The following is a 20,515-nucleotide window of genomic DNA, read 5'->3' on the forward strand; positions in this document are numbered from 1 at the left end:
TATATTTCAATTTTCGTTATATACTTAACTGAACTCAGTGTGAATACGTTAGTGATGTATAGCATTCAATGATTACTAGCAATGACACAGATAAAGGAATAGTCGAGTGAAATTAAGGGATAATTTCAAACGTAAGACCATAGATCGCTTAGATTATCGCTATCATCTGCTACTGCTTATAGTGCCGATATGTCTATTCATCCTGCTGTTTATCTTTAATGCACCCACAGAAAATTGGACTATCCTGCCCTTACTGTTTGTTTGCATCATTTATATTTTTGCCTACAGCCTAATTTACTATTTGCATCAGGGTCGTTTAACTCGACTATGGCAGCATTTAGAGCAAGTCGTCACCATCAACGATGCCATCTATGAACTCGCCCATCTCTCGAGCCATTATAAAAATGAGCATGCCTTTCTGGACGCCTTACTCAATAAAGCCGTGTACGTGATTAATGGTGCCGAAATGGGCAGCATCATTAAAATCAACGAAGTGAATAATAAACTGTATTTTGAATCTGTCGTGGGGCTCGATTTAGCAAAGCTCAGACAACTGGATTTTACCTTAGAGCAAACTTTTGAATATCGACTCACTGAAGGGAGATGCGATCAAGTGGTGGTCATCAATGATATGAAGAATATCAATGCGGCTAGCACCTTAACGGAAGATGATCAAAAAGTGTTACTCTCAGTGTCGAAGCAGCCGATACGCTCAACCCTGTCTAGCCCTATTCGTATTGATGGCAAACTGTATGCCATGCTCAATCTCGATAGCAGTAGCCTTGGCGCCTTTAGCGATTACGACCGCAATCTTGTCTCTATCCTAACTCACGAAGCTAGCAATGCCATTGCGCTCTATCAGAAGTCACTGCAGATCACTAAACTTGCCAATTTTGATCCATTAACAGGACTTTATAATCGAAAGAATTTTGAAGATGAACTGCACCACTGGCAGCACAAGCCTCACTTAGGCAGTTTTTTAATTATTATCGATATGGACAATCTCAAGTCCATTAATGATGCCTATGGGCACCAGATGGGTGATGTTGCCATCAAGCGAACAGCCACCGCCATACTCACCTATTGGCAAAATAAAGGCATTATTTCCCGTTTTGGTGGCGATGAGTTTGTCGCTTTATGCCATGGGCCGTTAGCTCAAATTGAACAGGACTTAGATGATATGCGCAAAACCTTGAATCAAGGTTCAGAGCTTAGCCTAGGTTTTAGTTTTGGTATTGCCCCCTTCGAAGCCGATTGGTATCAATCCTTTAAGACTGCAGATCATGCTATGTATGAGCAAAAGCGTGCGAAGAAAAAAGCCATTCAGGCATTAGAAACCTTCGCAGTGAAAGCGCAATAAATCAATTGAAGTATGGTGCTACAGCCGATGTCAAAAGGCTAATATCAACAATCAGTAAGCGTCGGAGTTGAATATCTGAGTTTAAGATTTGAGTTTACTATCTCGATTAGCTATCTCAATTAGCTATCTCGATTAAATATCTAAATTGAACACCGACAGTCAACCATTATCACTTAAGTGGCTGACAATGATATAAAAACGTAACCCTAACCAAAAAATAAACGCCACAGCCAAGATGAATCTAAATCTTCTTGGCAGGTTTTATATTGAGCCGCGTAGCGTTTCGACCTTTCATCCACCTTATTCGCCACTTTCACTAACCACGCCTTAGATTTATAACTGCCACGGCGATAACCGCCCCAGCCTTCGTGATAATTAAGATACTGCGCCCGCGCATCCCATTTAGATACGCCATTTATTTTATGGGTTTTGCTGATAAACCAGCCCATAAAATCCAAGGCATCATCGAAATCACTGCGGCTCGACCAACTATTTCCCGTCTCACGCACATAATCATCCCACGTCATGGTCTTAGCCTGCGCATACCCATAGGCATCGCTGGCACGGCCAATAGGAATAAAACCTAAAAAGTATTCCATCGGTGGCGCGGCATTGTGCTTGAATGAGCTTTCTTGATACATCATAGCTAACGGCACATGCACTGGCACACCCCATTTATCACGGACATCTTTAGCGGCATCGTACCAATCTCGGTGTTCTTGAAATATCTCACACAAATTTTCGGGAGACTTAGGCGGAGATGTCGCGCAACCAGACAAGATGCCGAGACTTGCGCAGAGTAAGATAGCGGAGGATTTATTCATTAATATCATGTTCTTTGGAGAGTTAGCTCGCGCCATGATGTCATAGACTCAGGCTGAGGCAAGCATAAAAAGCCTTTTTTGCGCTTAGAAGATCTCAACGCTAGGGGCTAAATCAATATGACTTAAATCGTATGTTGCTGGCTTACCACTTGAACTTAACACTTTGGCTATTTCGTTTCGGGACTCAGCTCAAACTGACACTCATGATCTTCTTGCTGCCACACGCCGGGTTCCCAATACGCAGTGTCTTTACCCATATAGCGCTTATCGGTGTGAAATAACGCACCGATATGATAACGCTGATGACTTTCAACATTGAGCTTGAATACTTTGGGTGTCCGCGCGGCAAGCGTGACTGACAAACTTGGATCATCAATCAGCTCCGCAACAGTAAATTCATATTCGCCAGGCGCTAACTGATAATTAGGCTTAGAAACGACTGCCTGCCCGTTTAAATGGGTCACCACCACTCTATACCAGTGAGTACTGGCGTCGGGCTGCAAATAACCCGACACAGTACCACAGCCCAGTGGATCTTCTGGTGCCGCGGCGCAGCCAGATAACAAGGCACTGAACCCAATCAAAGCTACGCGGGCACGTAGGCCAGTGAAAGAGAATAACCCCTCTTTCACAGCTTCACTCCAAAGTAATCTTCCAGATAATCATCGAATGAAACTGCACTCTGCGCCGCCTCTAGTTCAGCTTGCTTGTTAAGCGAACTGGATGCTTCAGCTTGATACTGCGCTATGGTCTCGCTCGACAAGGGATAATCGATAAAGTATTGGTAGTATTGCTGCGCTAACGTCATCACCCACTGACCATGATCTTGGCCCTTGTTGATCACGTTTTGCAGTACTTGTCCCGACAGGGTTAAATTCGGATCTTCAGCCGCTTTACGCCAATGGGCCAAAGCCACTTGATAATCCGTCCCCTCACCATCAAGCAATACTGCCAAAGGTTGCAAGGCATCAAACAACTCTTCTAACCAAGATTTAAGCGAACGTGAACCGTCTGCGGTTAATAACTCAAGCCCAGGTTTACGGCCTTCAAGCACCACAGCTTTAAGATTTGCGCTTAATCTCGCCTCTTCGCTCGCCTCAGACTTAGGCGACTGCGTTAATAAACAATAGAGTAGGAATAAATCAAGGAAACGCACTTGTGTCGCCTCAATGCCAACTGGGCTAAATGGATTAACATCCAGCGCTCTCACTTCAATGTATTCCACCCCAGCACGGGCCAGAGCTTCAGACGGTTTCTCGCCACTACGTGTGACCCGTTTCGCACGGATTGGCGAGTAGAACTCGTTTTCAATCTGCAATACATTGGCATTAAGTTGACGATACTCACCATCGACTTTAACACCGATATTAGCAAAGTTTGCTGAAGGCATTTTAGTGGCAGCATTCACGCCAGCCAGATACTCAGGCAAAGAGTTATAGCTGATATTTAGATCTTCTTGCTCTTTGTTGGTGTAGCCTAAATCACTCATACGCAACGAAGTGGCATAGGGCAGATACAGAGTTCCGTGGCCCGTTTTTTCAAACTTGAGGTCGGTTTTTTGATCTTTAATAAAGGAGCTACATAACGCTGGCGAGGCACCAAATAAATAAGGTAGTACCCACACTAAACGGCGATAGTTACGGATCAAGCCGAAATAGGATTCTGAAATAAAATCATCGTAAGTTAACTCTTTATCACTTAACTCATACAGGCTTCGCCATAATTCTTGCGATACCGAAAAGTTAAAGTGCACCCCAGAGATGATCTGCATCAGGGCACCATAACGATAGGTTAACCCCTTACGATACAAGGTTTTCATCATGCCAGTATTCGATGAGCCATAGCGGGCAACGGGGATCTGTTGCTCATCTTTCACATAGCAAGGCATGCTCACGGGCCACAAACGCTGACCATTTAAGTGGCGCACGCTGAAGGCATGAGTCTCAGTTAACCCAGTGAGAAGTTGCTCAACATTGTGATTTACTGGCGTAATAAACTCGAGCAAGGCTTCACTGTAATCCGTCGTAATACGTGAATGCATTAACGCCGAGCCTAAGGCTTCGGGATGCGAGTCTGTAGCGAGATAACCAAACTCATCAATCCGCAACGCCTCACGTTCTATGCCACGTAACATACCCAAGAGTGCGGTGCGCCCATTGGCGTCCGAGAGATGTTGTACTAATTCATTGAATGACTTCAATTTGCGCTTCTCTAATTGGTGATTCGCTATCGCGACAAGGTTAACAGTCAGACCTTTATTTTGAGGCTTATCTTGCAAAATATGCCTCAAAATAAATCTAAACCTGTCTGTGGGGCAAGCCAAATTCACACCTTGTATGATTAAAAGCAGACGGTGACAGCTAATGCTGTCACCGTCTTTCGATGTAAATCCGGTAAATATAGGGCAAATAGTCGTTAACTAATGCACCCGTCTATCTACCTATATAAGGGCGAAATACTAATTTACAATACTAAAGTTTCAATTGGATAGCCCAATACCGCTAAATCCGCTTCAATTGTCGCTTTATCTCCCACCACCAGAATCACCATTTTATTGATATCTAGCTCGGAAGCCGCGAGGGCATTGAGTTCATCTTTTGTTACAGTATTAATGATCTTGTCCTGTTGAGTCGTAAAATCTTGACTCAATTGGTAACGTTGGATCATCCGCATAAAGCCCGCTTTTTGATACGGTGTTTCATAATCAAGAGCTTGCCCTTGAGAGACTGAATTACGCATAAAGGCAAGTTCAGCATCTGTCATGCCCTGCTGCTGATAAGCACTGATTTCTTTTACAAACTCAATGAGTGCTTTCGCCGTCACGTCACTGCGAACGTTACTTGATGCGACAAAATCGCCCACTTCAGCACCGCCAGTAAAACGAGTGCGAGCACCATAGGTATAACCTTTATCCTCACGTAAATTCAGGTTGATACGGCTATTGAATGCGCCGCCTAACGGATAATTCATCAGATAGGATTTAAAATAATCGCCTGTGGCATCGTAGGGTAATGCGCGCTTGGCAATATTGATTACCGATTGCGCCGCACCAGGTTTATCAATCACATAAATTGTGCCGCCTTTTAATGCAGGGAGTGGCTTAAGTGGCGGTACCACAGCTGCTTCTCCTTTCCACTGGTTTAATCCCGCTAGTTTAGGCAGCAATGCAGATTCAGATAAATTAGCAACAGTGACAATTTTAGCGTTGCCGCCTTGATACTGCTGGGCATAAAACGCTTTTACATCGGCTAACGTAAGCGCCGCGACTGAATCGAGCGTACCGAGATCATTCACACCTAACGCATTGTCTTTACCGTATAACAAAGACGACAACGCCGTATCAGCCAGATAGCTAGGATCGGACTGCATATGCTGGATCTGTTGTAATTGCTGCTGTTTCACTCGCGCAAAGTCAGCTTCGCTGAACGCTGGTTGAAACAGCTTTTCTTCCATAATCGCCAGCGTCTCATCTAAATGTGCTGTCAGAGCCGATACTTTGATCGAACTTTGATATTCAGACGCACTAAAGTCGACACTACTACCTAGCATTTCTAAGGCTTGTGATAGTGCTTCACTGCTGCGCTTCTGGCTCGATTCATTAAGCATTTCCGCAGTCAGCGTTGCTAAGCCTGCTTTTTCGACGGGTATGAGTCTGTGGCCACCATTGAGATAAACAATTAACTCAACTGTTGGTGTTTCAGTACTTTGAGTGCCCATGACTTCGATGCCATTGGCTAAGGTTTTTGTCCAAATTTTAGGTACTTTGAGCATAGGTGCAACGCCAGATGCAGGCATCTTAGTCCGATCAAAACTTGAAACAAGTTCAGGCTTTGGCAAATCCCCCTCTACCGCAGAGTGTGCAATCGGCAACGTTGCTGGCGTGAAGTTATCCGCATGAGCAATAAGTGACGTCATTCCCTGCGGCACCACACTCATAACCACCATAGGTTTATCTTTAATGTATTGCTTAAACACGCGCATCACATCGTCTTTGGTCACATTGGCATAACGATTCAGATCTGAGGCAATCATGTTCGGATTGCCCGACAGCGTTTGGTTCATCGCTAAGGTCGACACTTTGCCAGAAACACTCTGCAGACTATAAATAGTATCAGCCTCAAACTGCACTTTGACTTTTTGCAGATCGTCATCGGTAACGCCACGTTGCTCAAACTCCTTAATCGAGTCGAGAATACGTTGCTCCAGATCTGCCAGTTTGCCGCCCTTTTCAGGATTGGCTAAAGCATAAATCGACATCTGACACGCAAGCTCTTGACAAGGATGACTCACATTAGCCTGCACGGCATAACCGTCCTTAACCAAGTTTTTATATAATAAGGATGTTTTACCACCACCTAAAATATTGGCTAACAGATCGAGCGCGGCCTCATCTGAATGTCTAGCGTATACGGTAGGAAAACCAATACGGATCAAAGGCAAGTGCACTTGATCTTCCATGGAGATGTAACGCGTCTTGTCTAAGTTAACCAGCGCCTTTTGCTCTAACGAGACTTCAGGGCCGCGGGGGATTTCACCAAAATATTTATTGACCCAGGCTAAGGTTTGCATTTCATCGAAATCGCCACCTATGGTCAAGGTCGCATTGTTAGGGCCATACCAACGTTGGAAAAAGTGTTTAACATCATCAACCGTGGCGCGATTAAGATCGTCCGGCCAGCCAATTACAGGCCAAGAATAAGGATGACCGACAGGATACATAGCTTGGCTAAAACGCTCACTCATGCGGCCATAGGGCTGATTATCGATACGTTGTGCGCGCTCGTTTTTGACAGTTTCGCGCTGCACTTCGAATTTTTCACTAGTGAGTGCGGGCAACAAAAAGCCCATACGGTCCGACTCAAGCCACAACATTTTTTCTAATTGATTGTTGGGTACTGTCTCAAAGTAATTGGTTCTGTCGGTATTGGTCGTGCCATTTAGGGTACCACCAGCTTCGGTAACCACTTCAAAATGCTGTTCATCGGCAACATGCTGCGAGCCTTGGAACATCATGTGTTCAAATAAATGCGCAAATCCCGAACGCCCAGCTAATTCACGGGCAGAGCCCACATGATAAGTGACGTCGACATGCACTAAGGGATCGGAATCATCTTGATGTAAAATAACTGTTAACCCATTGGCTAATTGGTACTTTTTGTAGGGGATCCCTACTTGCGAATCGGCCAATTGCACATTTTCGATAAGTTTAACGCCTGCGGGCAAGTTCGCCGTAGTCGTTTCAGATGCACAACCCGCAAGTGCGGCAGAAATTGCGACCGCTAATATCCATTTCTTCAAAACATTCCCCTCATACATCAATGGGCCAAAAATACAGCTTCATAATCATAGTGCTGCGTTTAGTCATAGTGCGCTTAAATGATTAAGCATTGGGATTTATGACTCGCAAAATTAACACTAAGTTCCTATCTATACAGTAAATTCAGTCTAAACGGAAAAACACTCCCCACCCTTGATCATTAAATACATCCTAGCGCCATCATGCCATCCATTGCAGCACGGCAGCGGCAATAATTAAGTAACGAATTGTTTTACCAATTAAAATCATCACCAAAGAGGGTATTAGCGGTAGCCTCAACCAACCCGCCAATAAACAGAGAATATCGCCGACAACTGGTGCCCATGAGAGTAACAACGCCCATACGCCGTACCGTTCAATCAAGGTGAGCCCCTTTGCGTGTTTACCTTTCGCTAACGCTTCTGGTGATTTTGCTAGACGGCCTAAGCGGCCTAAATAGAAACTGGTCATCGCGCCCAACGTGTTGCCAATGCTAGCCACCACGACCAGCGCAACCCAAGCCTCTGGAGTTTTGTTTAATAACGCCACGAGTAAGACTTCAGATCCCCCCGGTAACAAAGTCGCCGCTAAAAAAGCGCCGGAGAACATAATGCCTAACTCAGTCATAATGGCTTACTCAATGATAAATCTCTCTTTTTGTATTCAATGCGATAAGGTTTGCCATGGGTTAATTGAATGTTTCACTTAATCTTTTTACAACAAACTCACTTATCACAATAAGTTATAAGAAAAACGGTTTGTTATAACCCTAGCTCTGTCGATACAATGGTTAACTATGGCAGGCAATAACCATGCGCATGACTGAGAGCGCGTTAACATCACGCTCAACTCGTTAAATACGAATCCTATCATCGCAGGCCTATTGGCTCACTCTTAATTTATTTTTCTGGAATATGCATGATCCTTCAAACCATTAGCCGCATTCCGTTTTGGCAAAAAGTCTTAGCAGGCTTTATCTTAGGTGCGCTCGTTGGCGTTATTTTAGGTGAAAGCGCCACAGTGCTAAAACCATTAGGTGACCTGTTCATTGGGGCCATTAAGATGTTGGTCGCACCTTTGGTATTTTGTGCCATTGTCGTGAGTATCACATCACTCAACTCGCAAACCAGCCTGAAACGCCTGAGCTTGAAAACTTTGGGTATGTTCATGCTGACAGGCACAATCGCCTCTCTGATCGGCTTAGCTGTTGGCTCAATGATCGACATGGGTGGCACCATGCAACTCACAACGACTGAAGTGCGCGAGCGTAATATTCCCGGTTTCGCACAAGTGTTGCTCGACATGATCCCTGTCAATCCTTTTGCTTCACTCGCTGAAGGCAAGGTACTGCAAATTATCGTGTTTGCAGCTTTGGTGGGTATCGCTATCAATAAAGTCGGCGAGAAAGCAGAGCCATTAAAACGCACCATTGAAGCAGGTGCTGAAGTCATGTTCCAACTGACTCGCATGGTCTTAAAACTCACTCCTATCGGTGTGTTTGGTTTAATGGCATGGGTTGTCGGTGAATATGGTTTATCGACTCTACTGCCTTTAGGTAAGTTTATCGGGGCTATCTACATTGCCGCCTTTATCCACATCATCTTTGTTTACGGTGGCTTAGTGAAGTTTGTTGGTGGTTTAAGCCCACTGCAATTTTTCCGTAAAGCTATGCCTGCACAGTTAGTAGCCTTTAGTACTTCCTCAAGTTTTGGTACTTTACCTGCGAGCACTCGCGCAGTCGAAACCATGGGTGTATCAAAGCGTTATAGTGCCTTTGTGATGCCATTAGGTGCGACCATGAATATGGACGGCTGTGGGGGGATTTACCCTGCGATAGCCGCTATCTTCATCGCCCAGATTTACAATATTCCGCTCGACACACTGGACTATGTGATGATCGCCGTGACTGCGACAGTGGCTTCTGTTGGTACCGCTGGCGTACCAGGAAGTGCGATGGTGATGTTAACTGTCACCTTAGGTGTGATTGGTCTGCCACTTGAAGGCATTGCCTTTATCGCCGCGATTGACCGTATTATCGATATGATCCGCACAGCAACTAACGTAACGGGCGATATGATGACTGCTGTTGTGATTGGTAAATCCGAAAATGAACTCGATGAAGCACAGTTCTATTCGAACGACAATCAAGACGTTACACCTGTGAGTTCGTAGCAATAACAATACTGTATAAAAAGTATTAAGCTAAATAATCAGTACCATTGACCACAGTAAGTGACCGCTTCGGCGGTCTCTTTTATTATCCTGCAAACAGTCTTTAATCTATTGGCTTTAGAGACCACAATCGACTTCGACAGTCTCTATTAACTGCAAAATAGGTTACTCAAATAAGATCAAGCTGTTAGACTCTAAAACCACTCTAACTCACACTTTAGCAGAACAGACAATGACGAGACTCTTCCTTATCCCGCTGATCCTATGTTTGTTTTGGGCGTTATTTTTAAAAGCCAACAAACTCACACTAAAACAAGGCCGACGAGGTTTTATCTACATTATCGGTATAGGTGGCGGGCTGATTTTAATCCTTATGGGATTACTCTGGTTAACGGCTTAGGTTAATACCAAGGATTCATACTATAAATGAGTAACTTAACAAAAAAGCCAACTCAATACTGAGTTGGCCTTAGTGCTAAAACAGCGTTAACAACTAGAATAAATTCGAAGATAAACCCGCTTAATTTACCCACTCTGTCATCAACCCAGCACAGCAAGTAAAATCCCCGCAGCCACAGCAGAACCTAGCACTCCCGCCACATTGGGCCCCATGGCGTGCATCAACAAGAAGTTATGTTGGTTGGCCTCTAATCCAACTTTGTTAACGACTCGCGCTGCCATAGGTACAGCCGACACCCCTGCGGCACCAATCAACGGATTAATCTTACCACCCGACAACTTACACATCAGTTTTGCCATCAATACACCTGCAGCAGTACCAATGCCAAATGCTAACGCTCCCAATACCAAAATCCCTAAGGTTTCAAGCCGCAGGAATTGGTCGGCTGATAACTTAGAACCGACAGCTAACCCTAAGAAAATCGTAACGATATTGATAAGCTCGTTCTGCGCCGTTTTCGATAATCTATCCACTACGCCCGATTCGCGCATCAAGTTACCAAGACAAAACATACCCACTAACGGCGTGGCTGCAGGTAGGAAGAGAATCGTTAATCCCAGTACCATCAAAGGGAAAATGATCTTTTCCTTCTTACTGACTTCGCGCAGCTGCTCCATTTTAATTTCGCGCTCGGCTTGAGTTGTCAGTAAACGCATGATCGGCGGTTGAATAATAGGGACTAACGCCATGTAGGAATAGGCCGCGACCGCAATCGCACCTAATAACTCAGGCGCCAGTTTTGAGGCAAGGAAAATCGCCGTTGGTCCATCGGCACCGCCAATAATCGCAATGGCCGCCGCATCCTTCATGGTGAACTCAAATCCCGGCACTAAGTTCAGCGCGATTGCACCAATCAGTGTCGCAAAAATCCCAAACTGTGCAGCAGCCCCTAATAACAGAGTTTTAGGATTCGCAATCAAGGCGCTAAAGTCGGTCAGCGCACCAACACCCATAAAGATCAATAGCGGAAACACTCCAGTCTCAATCCCCACATGATAGGCGTAATACAGCATGCCACCTTCTTCGGTAAATCCCGCATGGGGAATGTTCGCCAGCACTGCACCAAAACCAATGGGCAACAATAGCAAAGGCTCAAATCCACGCACTATGGCGAGATACAAGAGCAAAGCGCCCACTGCCATCATCAACACTTGCCCGCCAGTAAAGTGAGCGATACCTGTCTCGGCCCAAAAAGCTATTAAACCTTCCATAATGACTCCTACGCCAAGGCCAGTAATTGAGAACCCACAGACACTGAGTCACCTTCTTTCACCCAGATCTTAGCGATAATGCCATCGCCCTGAGCACGAATTTCAGTTTCCATCTTCATCGCCTCAAGGATGATCACGACATCGCCTTCACACACTCTATCGCCAGGAGAAACATGCACTTTGAAGATATTGCCCGACAGAGGCGCACTCATTTCAAGCCGGATCTCTCCATGGCTCGCAGTTGGCGTTGTACTCTCAGTCACAGCTTGCACAGCATGAACACTTTGTCCCTGTAGCTGGATTTGCGAGATCTCACCGCCTGCGGCGACTTCAACTATGTACTCTTGCCCTTCGACTGTTACCGTGTAAGTTTCAGGGCCACGATCCGCAGCATTAGAAGCAGCAAGTACCGAAGTCAATTCAGGTTTAGGCTCAAAGGCGCTCGGATCAACACGATTCTTTAAGAACTGCAATCCTATTTGTGGGAAGAGTGCATATGTCAGCACATCATCGTCATGCTCTGAAGATAGGCGAATGCCTTGTTCCTGTGCTTTATCAGCTAACTCAAGCCGTAATTTAGCCAGCTCTGGCGTTAATAAATCAGCAGGGCGACATGTAATGGCTTCGGCTCCTTGTAAGACTCTCGCTTGCAATGCGGCATTGACTGGCGCAGGTGTCGTGCCATATTCGCCCTTAAGCACGCCTTCAGTCTCTTTAGTCAGTGACTTATAACGCTCCCCCATCAACACATTAATGACCGCCTGCGAGCCGACAATCTGCGATGTAGGTGTCACTAAGGGCAAAAAACCTAAGTCAGCACGCACGCGGGGAATTTCTTCCAAGACCAAGTCCATCTTATCGGCCGCGCCTTGTTCCTTTAGTTGGCTCTCCATATTGGTCAGCATGCCACCAGGCACTTGTGCACGTAAGATCCGCGAATCGATGCCTTTCAGCGCGCCTTCAAACTTAGCGTACTTCTTGCGCACCTCACGGAAATAAGCGGCAATCTCCTCAAGCAACACCATATCGTAACCCGTTGCACGCTCAGTATCTTCCACCATAGCGATAACGGTTTCAGTAGCAGTATGTCCATAGGTTTGGCTCATCGACGAAATTGCCGTATCGAGCACATCGATACCCGCTTCAATGGCTTTCTGATAAGTGGCGGTACTTAATCCTGTCGTCGCATGACAATGCATAGATAACACGAGTTGCGTTTGGGATTTTAGTCGACTGATAAGCTCAAACGCTTCCATAGGCTTAAGTAAGCCAGCCATATCTTTGATACACAAAGAATCACATCCCATATCTTCGAGACGTTTTGCCATATCAACCCAAGTCTCTATGGTATGCACTGGACTTGTGGTGTATGAGATCGTCCCCTGCGCATGGCCACCAACTTGGCGCACCGCTTTCACCGCAGTGTCGAGATTACGAACATCATTCATTGCGTCAAAAATACGAAATACATCGACGCCATTGGTATGGGCACGCTCAACAAAACGCATGACTAAATCATCGGCATAATGGCGATAACCTAATAAGTTTTGGCCACGCAGCAGCATTTGCTGCGGCGTATCAGGCATTGCCTTTTTCAACTCACGAATTCTGTCCCAGGGATCTTCACCAAGATAACGAATACAGGCATCAAAAGTCGCCCCGCCCCAAGATTCCAATGACCAGAAACCAATCTTATCGAGTAACGGCGCTATCGGTAACATGTCATCAATGCGTAAGCGCGTCGCTAAAATGGATTGATGTGCGTCCCGCAATACGACATCAGTTAAAAATAATGGCTTAGCCACTGCTGTCGTAGAATTAGATACAAAAGTCATACTGCTCCCCATTACTTAATCTGTGAACGATACTGCTTTACCGCTAGTGAAATCGCAGCGACCAAGCTTGGATCTAAAGGTTTAGCATCAGATTGCGCTACCCTCTGCTGACTTTTAGCATGATTTTTAGCAAAACGTGCAGATGCAGCATCCACCGCACACCAACGCGCAACCAAATGAATCCCAAGGATTAGTACACTTAAAAATAAATAAACTAAGCCCATCCCCAAAAACATAATGCCAACGGCATCCAATAAAGATTGCGTTACATCCTCCATAGCTCCCCTACCCCTTACTCTCTAGCTCCCTATCAACAGCGCGATTGCCCCAAAATCATCGCTATCGCATTACAAGTTCAAAATTCATCAAATGAACTGCTCACAAACTATGGTTCTTCCGTAAACAGACACATAGCAATCACCAATCAGAAAAAATCGAATAAAAAATCACATTTTAAAGCTAACTAATCACACAACAAGAAAATCAGCTGAACTCAACCTGCTAAAAACATAACCAATTGATAACAAAAAAACCATATCAGTGTAAATTGGTCTTACCAATATTAAGTAAATCCACAGGCAACAAGTTATTAATCCTCATAAATCGAGCGATTAATTCAATATTCCATAATGAAACAAACATAATGTTGGATTTAAGCTGAAGTGATGTCTTAGGCTAAAAAATGATTCCTAAATTGAAAACAACGAGCATAGGAATAAACCAAGTGAAAAATATGCAAATTTAACAACCCAAGCTACTACCATCTGACTAAGTGGCAAAATAAAAAGGAATATTGTTCTAAAGACATTGTTTGAAGAAGAGGAATGGGTTCAATTCAGCAAATTAAATCATCGGTTTTGACAACTTAAATGCCCCCTAGATACCAACACAGAGAAGTGCCTAACAATACGGTTGGTGTATGGAACAGCTATCTTAAAAGATAAGTAACAGTGCTACCTGAGGTAGACCTCAGGCGTCTAGTTATGCGCAGGATTAAGCAATAGGACGAGAACAAAATGAGAAATCCTAGGATCGACAAAGAATTCAGTAATTGAAATGGCTAGTGAGCTGGTGAGTTGGTGAGTTGGTGAGTTGGTGAGTTGGTGAGTTGGTGAGTTGGTGAGTTGGTGAGTTGGTGAGTAAAAATAGCGGAGAAACATGCAAGCTGAAAGAAAAACGGACTAGTTTCTACAAATTGCAGACGCAAAAAAGCCAGCTTATTCAGCTGGCTTGGTTACATCTCAATGAGATAATTAGGCGCTTGGCGATGACCTACTCTCACATGGGGGTGAAATCATCGCGCTATAAATACGGAGTATTTAGCCATGATTGAACGCGAAGAAGCTTGTCTTCGTAGCTGGGGAGTCCGCTTAGCGGCGGGCGACCGCCATGGATGGTGGAAGTGTCAATATTGGAGGAACATTTATTGACCGACATCGAGATAGGTTTTCGCAAAGCGTATAAACACAAAAGCCCTAACTGTTTAGGCTAGGGCTTTGGCGTTTATTTGGATGCTTGGCGATGACCTACTCTCACATGGGGAGACCCCACACTACCATCGGCGCGTTTGCGTTTCACTTCTGAGTTCGGGATGGGATCAGGTGGTTCCACAAGGCTATTGTCACCAAGCAAATTCTGTTTATTACCGTGTCCATCTCTGGCTCACGNGCTGCATCGGCACTAGATTGCGCCGCCGAAGCAGCATTATTCGCAGCAGTAGCTGATGCTTGTACTGTCGTAATATTTTGAGCTAGAGCGCTATCTGCATCAGTACGAGCAGTTTGTTCCTCTTTTATTAGTGCTGAATTCCCATTAACTGTCGCTGATATAGTGATGATCTGATTTGCTAATGACTCATCCGCAGTCGTTCGTGCTGTTCGTTCTGCAATAATCGCAGCAGTATTTTGACCAAGGGTTACGGCGACAGCATCAATGCTCTTAGCTAATGCTTCATCAGCTGATGCTCTGGCATATTGTTCAGACCATACGCCAGCAAATACCATTGTTGTTCCGGCATTCCAACTGATGTCACCTGCGAGTGGTGGGTTAACTTGCGCATAGATGCCATCGATTCGTGATGTTTCTGCCGTCAATTTCCCATCAATATTTTCTATTGATGATTCAACCGTATCAACACGCAACGTTAACGCCACCAGCGCTTCACCAATAGATGAGTATTCACCTATTTTCGTCCAATACGTTGCATTAGTTGGCAATGTACCTGCAGGCACATCTTGTTTTGCTGTATAGAGTTTGCCTTGATATTTTACTAGCTGGCCAGTGAGATAGGCTGTGCCGCTATCCCATTCTGCTGCGCCAGTGATATCGGCAATTTCAGCCTGCATTTGCTCAATTTGATTTTGAGTTTGATCTAGCGTTGTTTGAATGTCAGGGATTTTATCGGTTTCAGTTTTAAGCGCAGGGATCAGTTCTATTTCGCTGAGAAGTTCTTGCCCTAGTGCCGAAGATGTAATCCGCTCGCTGAAATACGCATCATATTGCGATTGATCTGTCGATGATTGTCCGCTGATAAATCCTGACCATGGCCCCACGTTGCCAGTGCGATCTACCAATCGAGCCCTAAACCAAAAATTAGCGCCTGCACTTAATCCCGTCATGGTGTGAGTTGCAATTGGGTAAGCAAAATCACCCAATTTAATCATGCGGCGTTCGCTGTTATTGGGCCCGTACTCAAGCTCGGTACGAAGAGTGTCTTCTGCACCTGCAGGGAACAACCAATTTAAGCCAATGCCAAACACTAGCGGCGTAGCAGTAAATGACGCGACTGCTGGCGGCAAGCCAGTTTTACCTGTTATATTGGTCAGCGCTGATGCTTTTGGTACCGACGAAACATCGACAGAGTTGATCGCCCTAACCCGCGCAATATATTGCCCAGTGTAAACGCCGCGTATATCAACTGATGTGCTACTGGTTTTTGGCAGTTTTATCCACTCGCCAGAGTCTTTGCGCCATTCCACTTCATAAGCAACCGCATTTTTTGCTGTCGCCCACTGAATAGTCATAGTGGTAACAGAGAGTGTTTGCTCGGTGAATACGGACTGTGAAATGGTGACAGTAGCCGGCGCTTCTTGGGCACCGATCGGCAACTTACTTATAGGGCGTTCTTCTAACCGTGCGCCTGTATCGATATACGGATATTTGCTTGGTTTATGCTCAACTGCGGTGATCTCGTACTCAATGCTGTCGCTATTTGCTTTGGCTACGCGCAGCACTCTAAATTGCTGCAGCTTTAGCTCGTCTGACTCAACCGACCATAACAGCTGTGGCAGTGGGGTTTCACTGTATTCCGTTGTTACCGTAACCACACGTCCATTAATGGCCTCAATAGTACGCGCCTGCGCTTTACCGCTAGGTAAGTTGATAATGAGTCGATCATTAACCGCAATTGTTGCCGCACGATCTAAAGTGAGCTGTTTGCCGTTAACTGCCGAGATTCGCCCACCAATCCGGCTACCTGCAATCAATTGATCTGCTATACCGATAACGAAGCCAGGTAATGGGATGCTGCCATCCATTCCCACCTTAAAATTGACGGCACGGTCATTGTTATTGGTATAAATAGCCCACTTGCCGCGGCGCTGAGCTTCTGATTCGCGGGTGCAACCTAAGGCAGATAATTCGATCACGTTGTCGCCATAGCGGCGCTGTAATGGTTGATCTGATACAGAGGTAACATCGGATTCATAAGCATTATCAGGGTTATCCCAGCTGATTAATGCTCGAGTGTATTTAACTTTTTCGCTGCTGGATGAATAGCTAAACTTGCCGTCGATCACATTGCTATTGTTGTAGATAAAATCCATGTCGCGTGGCATGTCGGCAACGGAGTACATTTGGCCGTTTGACCAATACGTCATACCCCGATAGATAGAGGCCAAATCGCGCAATACCTGCCACGCCTCTGTTGCTTGCTGAATGTAGATATTACAGATATAGCGAGGCTCCATGCCGCCTTTGCCATCAGGAACCAGCTGATCGCAATACTGTGCAATCTGATAAAGCTCCCATTTGTCCACCAGCGCAGCATTGATCCTGCGACCTGTACCGAAACGGTCATCGAGGATGATGTCGTAACTCACCCAAGCAGGGTTATCGGTCCATGCAATTTTAAAGCTGCCATCCCACACTCCAGCATAATCACGCGTTAGCGGATTGTAGTTAGTGGGCACCTTGACTTTACGCATAAAGGGCTCGCAGGAGATCACTGGAATATTTTGGAATTGGCTGGCGTCAAACTCGACATATAACAGTGCTGTATTGGGATACTTTAGCTTGCGGTCAATAACATCGGTGATCGCCGCGATTTGCATTAAATCAGCGACACGATTGTTGTTTTGATTTGGGGTAATTCGGCGAATACGGATTTGCCAGTTATTGCCAGCCGGTAAGTCAATGCGGTGGCTGCGCTCATAGGGTTGAGTGGTTTTGCCATCAACCGCTGTGTTTAACACGGTTTGATAGCTGCCGCCGTCAGTAGACAGATCGATGGCGTATGCAATGCGATAGCCGTTTACATCACCATTATCGAGCTGTTGTTGCAGTGCTGGCCAGCGAAAGCGCACACGTACAGCAGAGAGTAATGAGTTAGTAATGGCGCGGGTATAAGGCTGATCTGATTTTAACTCAATACCTAAGGCCACCTCGTTTTCAACAGATGGCAGTCCGGGTATATAAGTTTGATGTGCAGTGCCTGGGCGAAAGTCCCAAATAACACCGGGGAAGTTTTCGGCGCCATTGGGATCCAGTAGTGGCGTACCATCTAAAAAGACATTCTGGCCCGATAATTGGCCGTCAAACTCACCTTCACCGATTGCCAGTAAGATTTTAGCTTTAGCAATTGAGCGCAGATCATCAGGGGATTCGACAGGCGAACGCTGCTCACCTTCACCAGCTTTAGCGCCATGAATAGTCAGTTGTTGATTTAATGCAGGAATACCCATGCTGATTATTGCTCCTGTTGACTGCCGCCGCCATTGCCACCATTACTGCCACCCGATTGAATGGGGCGTTTACTGGTTGCAATATCTTCGGCATAAATGCCAGCACTAATAATGGCGCCACCAATACGGCGCTTTCCGTAACCGATGCCGACGGGGTTTCCAGCAGCTGTGGTATTCACCGCCCCACCAAAGGCATAACTTGGGGCGTTCTCTGCGGCTTCCCTACCCTTCAGTCCTTTTGCTTGTGGTGAAAGCATTTGCACTACCCCACCAGCAACCATTGCAATACCTGGTGCCATTAACATCTGTAAGCCTGGTATAAACGATGCAACTATTAACACTGCCCCAATTATCGTTTGAAGCACTCCACCGCGCTTACTGCCACCAATGACAGGCACAATGCGGATTTCCCGCGAACCAGCCAAATCAAACTCATCTTCGCCTGTGTTTTTACCATTGCGAAAAATGGCATAGCGCAACCCAAGCTTTGCCTGTTCTTTAATGAACTGCTCAAACCCTTGCAAGGTATTCCTAATGGCACTAAATGCTTCGGTTGTCGTTCCAGTATCTAAAAATCGTTTATGCTCACGCCCAAACTTTTTAGCCAGCGATCCGGAGAATTTGATGGTGGTCAGTTGATTTATGCTCATAGGTTTTTTCTACAAATTTGAGGCAATAAAAAAGCCACCTAGAGAGGTGGCTTGCGGTCGAGAGTGTTAGATGCGGCTATCCGCATTGTTATAGCAGGATAAGTAAATTACATCACTGGGGCAATAGACTCTGGCAAGCCATTTTGCTCAAACTTAAGCACCATATTACGGACATTATTAGCAACACAAAAACCATCACTAATATGACCCACCATATCAACGCCTGCTCTTGACCCAAGTGCCTCAAATACACCTGCCAACTTGTACTGATAAAAAGCATTTTTTAAGCAGACCATGTGATGGCAAAGCGAGTTAATATTATTAATATCATTACCTTGCAATTGGTTTACTGGCGGGGTAATAGGTTTTGCGGGTAAGTACTCCCCATCTAATGCCAACTTATGCGCATACTGAACGGCTTCATTTAATTGTCCAATCTCTAGCTGATCAAGATGGTCAATATTAAACCGCTGGTGAATCATAGCGTAGGCATCTGGATACATTAGACCTTTCTTTGACACTAGAAGATTTACCGCATTACGTAAACCTGTACGTTCATCAGTTGTCGTCTTTTTTGGTGCAGTGCCACTCAGTTGCTTTGCCATCCAGTTAAAGGCATTGATATAGGCTTCTTTGATCATCGCCGCCTTTTTGCCTGTAAAGCCCATCACCAAAAACATAAAGCCGTCTTTGGTCATTTTATACATAGGCAGATTACGGCCTGTTGAGTCTTTATATTCACTGGGCGTAAAATTGCGCTCAGTAAAATCTTTAGAAAAATCAATACATTCAAGCTTACGCAGCACATCCTTGTGCAACTTTCCAAAAGCTTCTGCAACATTAATCGACGTAGTTATTAATGCGCCATCTTGGGCGAGCACTAGATGATTTAATGATTGAATTGTGTTAACGTTATTCATGTTCGATTCCTTGGTAGGTACGGACGTTGTTAAAGAGGCCTCAACTGTTCTAGCAGTTGGGGCTTCGTCATTTATATAACTCATGTAGTCTCCTGATTTTTCACTTTTAACCCATATGCCTTCTCTAGCTGGTAACAAACTTCACTATTAAGTGTTCTATTGCTTAACTCTGATGCTTTTATTAACTGTGCTTTTAGCTCTGGACTAAGCCTACATTTAATCTGCGGGTAATCACGTACTTTCATATGCCCTCCAATTGGTGCCGCACGGTGCGACACCAAGAAGTATGCGCACGGTGCGGCATTGATGTCAACCCCACCGTGCGGCATAATGAAACAAGAGGTGAGTATGCGCGAACATCCACAATTAAGATTAAGAGTTGCTCCTGAACTTAAAGAGCAAATAGATCAATCAGCTAAGATTAACGGCAGATCAATGAATGCCGAGATAGTGCATCGCTTAGAGCTTAGCTTTGTTGCAGATCAAAATCCTGCAGCGGCAAACTTGCTGCATGATGAAGCTCTGGGTAACCTGCTAACGCCAGCATTACCAGCATCAATGGCTAGCAAGATAGCCAGAAAAAATGCTAATTCAGGAATTGCTTTAGCTTCATTTTTTGTCGATGAAATTAACGAACAGATCACTGGCGCAGTAGTTATCGGTAAACAGCAAGTACAGCTTAATATTGAAGAAATAACACACTCAATGCCGACAACTGATGCTGAAATCACGATAGCGCTTCAACTGATTGAAAAGGCATTTGGTGACGCAGGTTACTTAGTAGAAATTAAAGATGGCAACATTATAATTTCATTTTAGTTTTAAG

15 protein-coding genes, 1 rRNA gene and 2 pseudogenes are annotated in these 20,515 nt (G+C 45.1%); 5 read left to right on the forward strand and 13 right to left on the reverse strand.

Translation table 11 applies throughout. The features are described from left to right. The first annotated feature begins 106 nt into the window (after positions 1–106). A complete protein-coding gene (locus tag HUB64_RS02750; RefSeq protein ID WP_173496305.1) occupies positions 107–1,360 on the forward strand; it encodes a sensor domain-containing diguanylate cyclase in 1,254 nt (417 codons plus the stop codon). A gap of 206 nt (positions 1,361–1,566) precedes the next feature. Here HUB64_RS02750 and HUB64_RS02755 read toward each other — a convergent pair whose 3' ends face one another. From HUB64_RS02755 to HUB64_RS02775, 5 genes are all read right to left on the reverse strand, one after another. Next, positions 1,567–2,184, reverse strand: coding sequence for a hypothetical protein (locus HUB64_RS02755; RefSeq protein ID WP_302479695.1), 618 nt, complete (start codon positions 2,182–2,184; stop codon positions 1,567–1,569). 167 nt (positions 2,185–2,351) lie between these two features. Further along, positions 2,352–2,816, reverse strand: a complete 465-nt coding sequence (locus HUB64_RS02760) for a hypothetical protein (RefSeq protein ID WP_173496307.1) — start codon at positions 2,814–2,816, stop codon at positions 2,352–2,354. Beyond that, complete coding sequence (gshA, locus tag HUB64_RS02765) at positions 2,813–4,462, reverse strand: glutamate--cysteine ligase (RefSeq protein WP_173496308.1); 1,650 nt, start codon at positions 4,460–4,462, stop codon at positions 2,813–2,815. Before gshA ends, HUB64_RS02760 begins: the two co-directional genes overlap by 4 nt. A gap of 185 nt (positions 4,463–4,647) precedes the next feature. Continuing rightward, positions 4,648–7,500, reverse strand: a complete 2,853-nt coding sequence (locus tag HUB64_RS02770) for a pitrilysin family protein (RefSeq protein WP_173496309.1) — start codon at positions 7,498–7,500, stop codon at positions 4,648–4,650. A 181-nt stretch (positions 7,501–7,681) separates the two neighbouring features. Then, positions 7,682–8,107: a YqaA family protein gene (locus HUB64_RS02775; protein WP_173496310.1), complete on the reverse strand. Its 426-nt coding sequence runs from the start codon at positions 8,105–8,107 to the stop codon at positions 7,682–7,684. Positions 8,108–8,398: 291 nt separating this feature from the next. On the opposite strand from HUB64_RS02775, the gene HUB64_RS02780 reads away from it, so the two are divergent. Both HUB64_RS02780 and HUB64_RS02785 read left to right on the forward strand, forming a co-directional pair. Continuing rightward, positions 8,399–9,652 carry a dicarboxylate/amino acid:cation symporter gene (locus tag HUB64_RS02780; protein ID WP_173246311.1) on the forward strand — a complete coding sequence of 418 codons (1,254 nt, stop codon included), beginning with the start codon at positions 8,399–8,401 and terminating at the stop codon, positions 9,650–9,652. Between the two features lie 232 nt (positions 9,653–9,884). Next, entirely contained in the window at positions 9,885–10,052 is a 168-nt protein-coding gene (locus HUB64_RS02785; protein WP_173246315.1) for a hypothetical protein, read from the forward strand. Between the two features lie 140 nt (positions 10,053–10,192). On the opposite strand, the gene HUB64_RS02790 is transcribed toward HUB64_RS02785, so the two are convergent. From HUB64_RS02790 to HUB64_RS23360, 5 genes and pseudogenes are all read right to left on the reverse strand, one after another. Continuing rightward, on the reverse strand, positions 10,193–11,323 hold the full coding sequence (locus HUB64_RS02790) for a sodium ion-translocating decarboxylase subunit beta (protein WP_168823572.1): 1,131 nt from the start codon (positions 11,321–11,323) through the stop codon (positions 10,193–10,195). An 8-nt stretch (positions 11,324–11,331) separates the two neighbouring features. After that, entirely contained in the window at positions 11,332–13,158 is a 1,827-nt protein-coding gene (gene oadA / locus HUB64_RS02795) for a sodium-extruding oxaloacetate decarboxylase subunit alpha (protein WP_173496311.1), read from the reverse strand. An 11-nt stretch (positions 13,159–13,169) separates the two neighbouring features. Next, positions 13,170–13,436 carry an OadG family protein gene (locus HUB64_RS02800; RefSeq protein ID WP_131525257.1) on the reverse strand — a complete coding sequence of 89 codons (267 nt, stop codon included), beginning with the start codon at positions 13,434–13,436 and terminating at the stop codon, positions 13,170–13,172. A gap of 1,235 nt (positions 13,437–14,671) precedes the next feature. Continuing rightward, positions 14,672–14,787: ribosomal RNA gene (rrf, locus tag HUB64_RS02805) — 5S ribosomal RNA — on the reverse strand. Positions 14,788–15,386: 599 nt separating this feature from the next. After that, positions 15,387–15,821, reverse strand: a pseudogene (locus HUB64_RS23360) (carbohydrate-binding protein); the annotation flags it as partial. 46 nt (positions 15,822–15,867) lie between these two features. On the opposite strand from HUB64_RS23360, the gene HUB64_RS23120 reads away from it, so the two are divergent. Next, positions 15,868–16,059: a hypothetical protein gene (locus HUB64_RS23120; protein WP_254451391.1), complete on the forward strand. Its 192-nt coding sequence runs from the start codon at positions 15,868–15,870 to the stop codon at positions 16,057–16,059. A 554-nt stretch (positions 16,060–16,613) separates the two neighbouring features. On the opposite strand, the pseudogene HUB64_RS23365 reads toward HUB64_RS23120, so the two are convergent. The 3 genes and pseudogenes from HUB64_RS23365 to HUB64_RS02820 all read right to left on the reverse strand — a co-directional run. Beyond that, positions 16,614–18,119 (reverse strand): annotated as a pseudogene (locus HUB64_RS23365) (host specificity protein J); the annotation flags it as partial. A 5-nt stretch (positions 18,120–18,124) separates the two neighbouring features. Continuing rightward, the gene (locus HUB64_RS02815) at positions 18,125–18,769 is read right to left on the reverse strand and encodes a tail assembly protein (RefSeq protein ID WP_173496312.1); all 645 of its coding nucleotides are present in this window, start codon (positions 18,767–18,769) and stop codon (positions 18,125–18,127) included. Positions 18,770–18,876: 107 nt separating this feature from the next. Beyond that, positions 18,877–19,827 (reverse strand): Rha family transcriptional regulator, encoded by a 951-nt coding sequence (locus tag HUB64_RS02820; protein ID WP_217363077.1) that lies wholly within the window; start codon positions 19,825–19,827, stop codon positions 18,877–18,879. Positions 19,828–20,037: 210 nt separating this feature from the next. Between HUB64_RS02820 and HUB64_RS02825 the strand changes: the two genes are divergently transcribed. Then, entirely contained in the window at positions 20,038–20,508 is a 471-nt protein-coding gene (locus tag HUB64_RS02825; protein ID WP_173496313.1) for an Arc family DNA-binding protein, read from the forward strand. Positions 20,509–20,515 lie beyond the last annotated feature (7 nt).

The sequence above is a fragment of the Shewanella sp. ISTPL2 genome (assembly GCF_013283205.1).
GTDB lineage: Bacteria > Pseudomonadota > Gammaproteobacteria > Enterobacterales > Shewanellaceae > Shewanella > Shewanella oncorhynchi.

Coding starts and splice junctions, on each gene's coding strand:
- HUB64_RS02780 (WP_173246311.1), top strand. CDS start 8,399: ATGATCCTTCAAACCATTAGCCGCATTCCGTTTTGGCAAAAAGTCTTA.
- HUB64_RS02775 (WP_173496310.1), bottom strand. CDS start 8,107: ATGACTGAGTTAGGCATTATGTTCTCCGGCGCTTTTTTAGCGGCGACT.
- HUB64_RS02800 (WP_131525257.1), bottom strand. CDS start 13,436: ATGGAGGATGTAACGCAATCTTTATTGGATGCCGTTGGCATTATGTTT.
- HUB64_RS02815 (WP_173496312.1), bottom strand. CDS start 18,769: ATGAGCATAAATCAACTGACCACCATCAAATTCTCCGGATCGCTGGCT.
- HUB64_RS02755 (WP_302479695.1), bottom strand. CDS start 2,184: ATGAATAAATCCTCCGCTATCTTACTCTGCGCAAGTCTCGGCATCTTG.
- HUB64_RS02770 (WP_173496309.1), bottom strand. CDS start 7,500: ATGTATGAGGGGAATGTTTTGAAGAAATGGATATTAGCGGTCGCAATT.
- HUB64_RS02785 (WP_173246315.1), top strand. CDS start 9,885: ATGACGAGACTCTTCCTTATCCCGCTGATCCTATGTTTGTTTTGGGCG.
- oadA (WP_173496311.1), bottom strand. CDS start 13,158: ATGACTTTTGTATCTAATTCTACGACAGCAGTGGCTAAGCCATTATTT.
- HUB64_RS02825 (WP_173496313.1), top strand. CDS start 20,038: ATGCGCGAACATCCACAATTAAGATTAAGAGTTGCTCCTGAACTTAAA.
- HUB64_RS02790 (WP_168823572.1), bottom strand. CDS start 11,323: ATGGAAGGTTTAATAGCTTTTTGGGCCGAGACAGGTATCGCTCACTTT.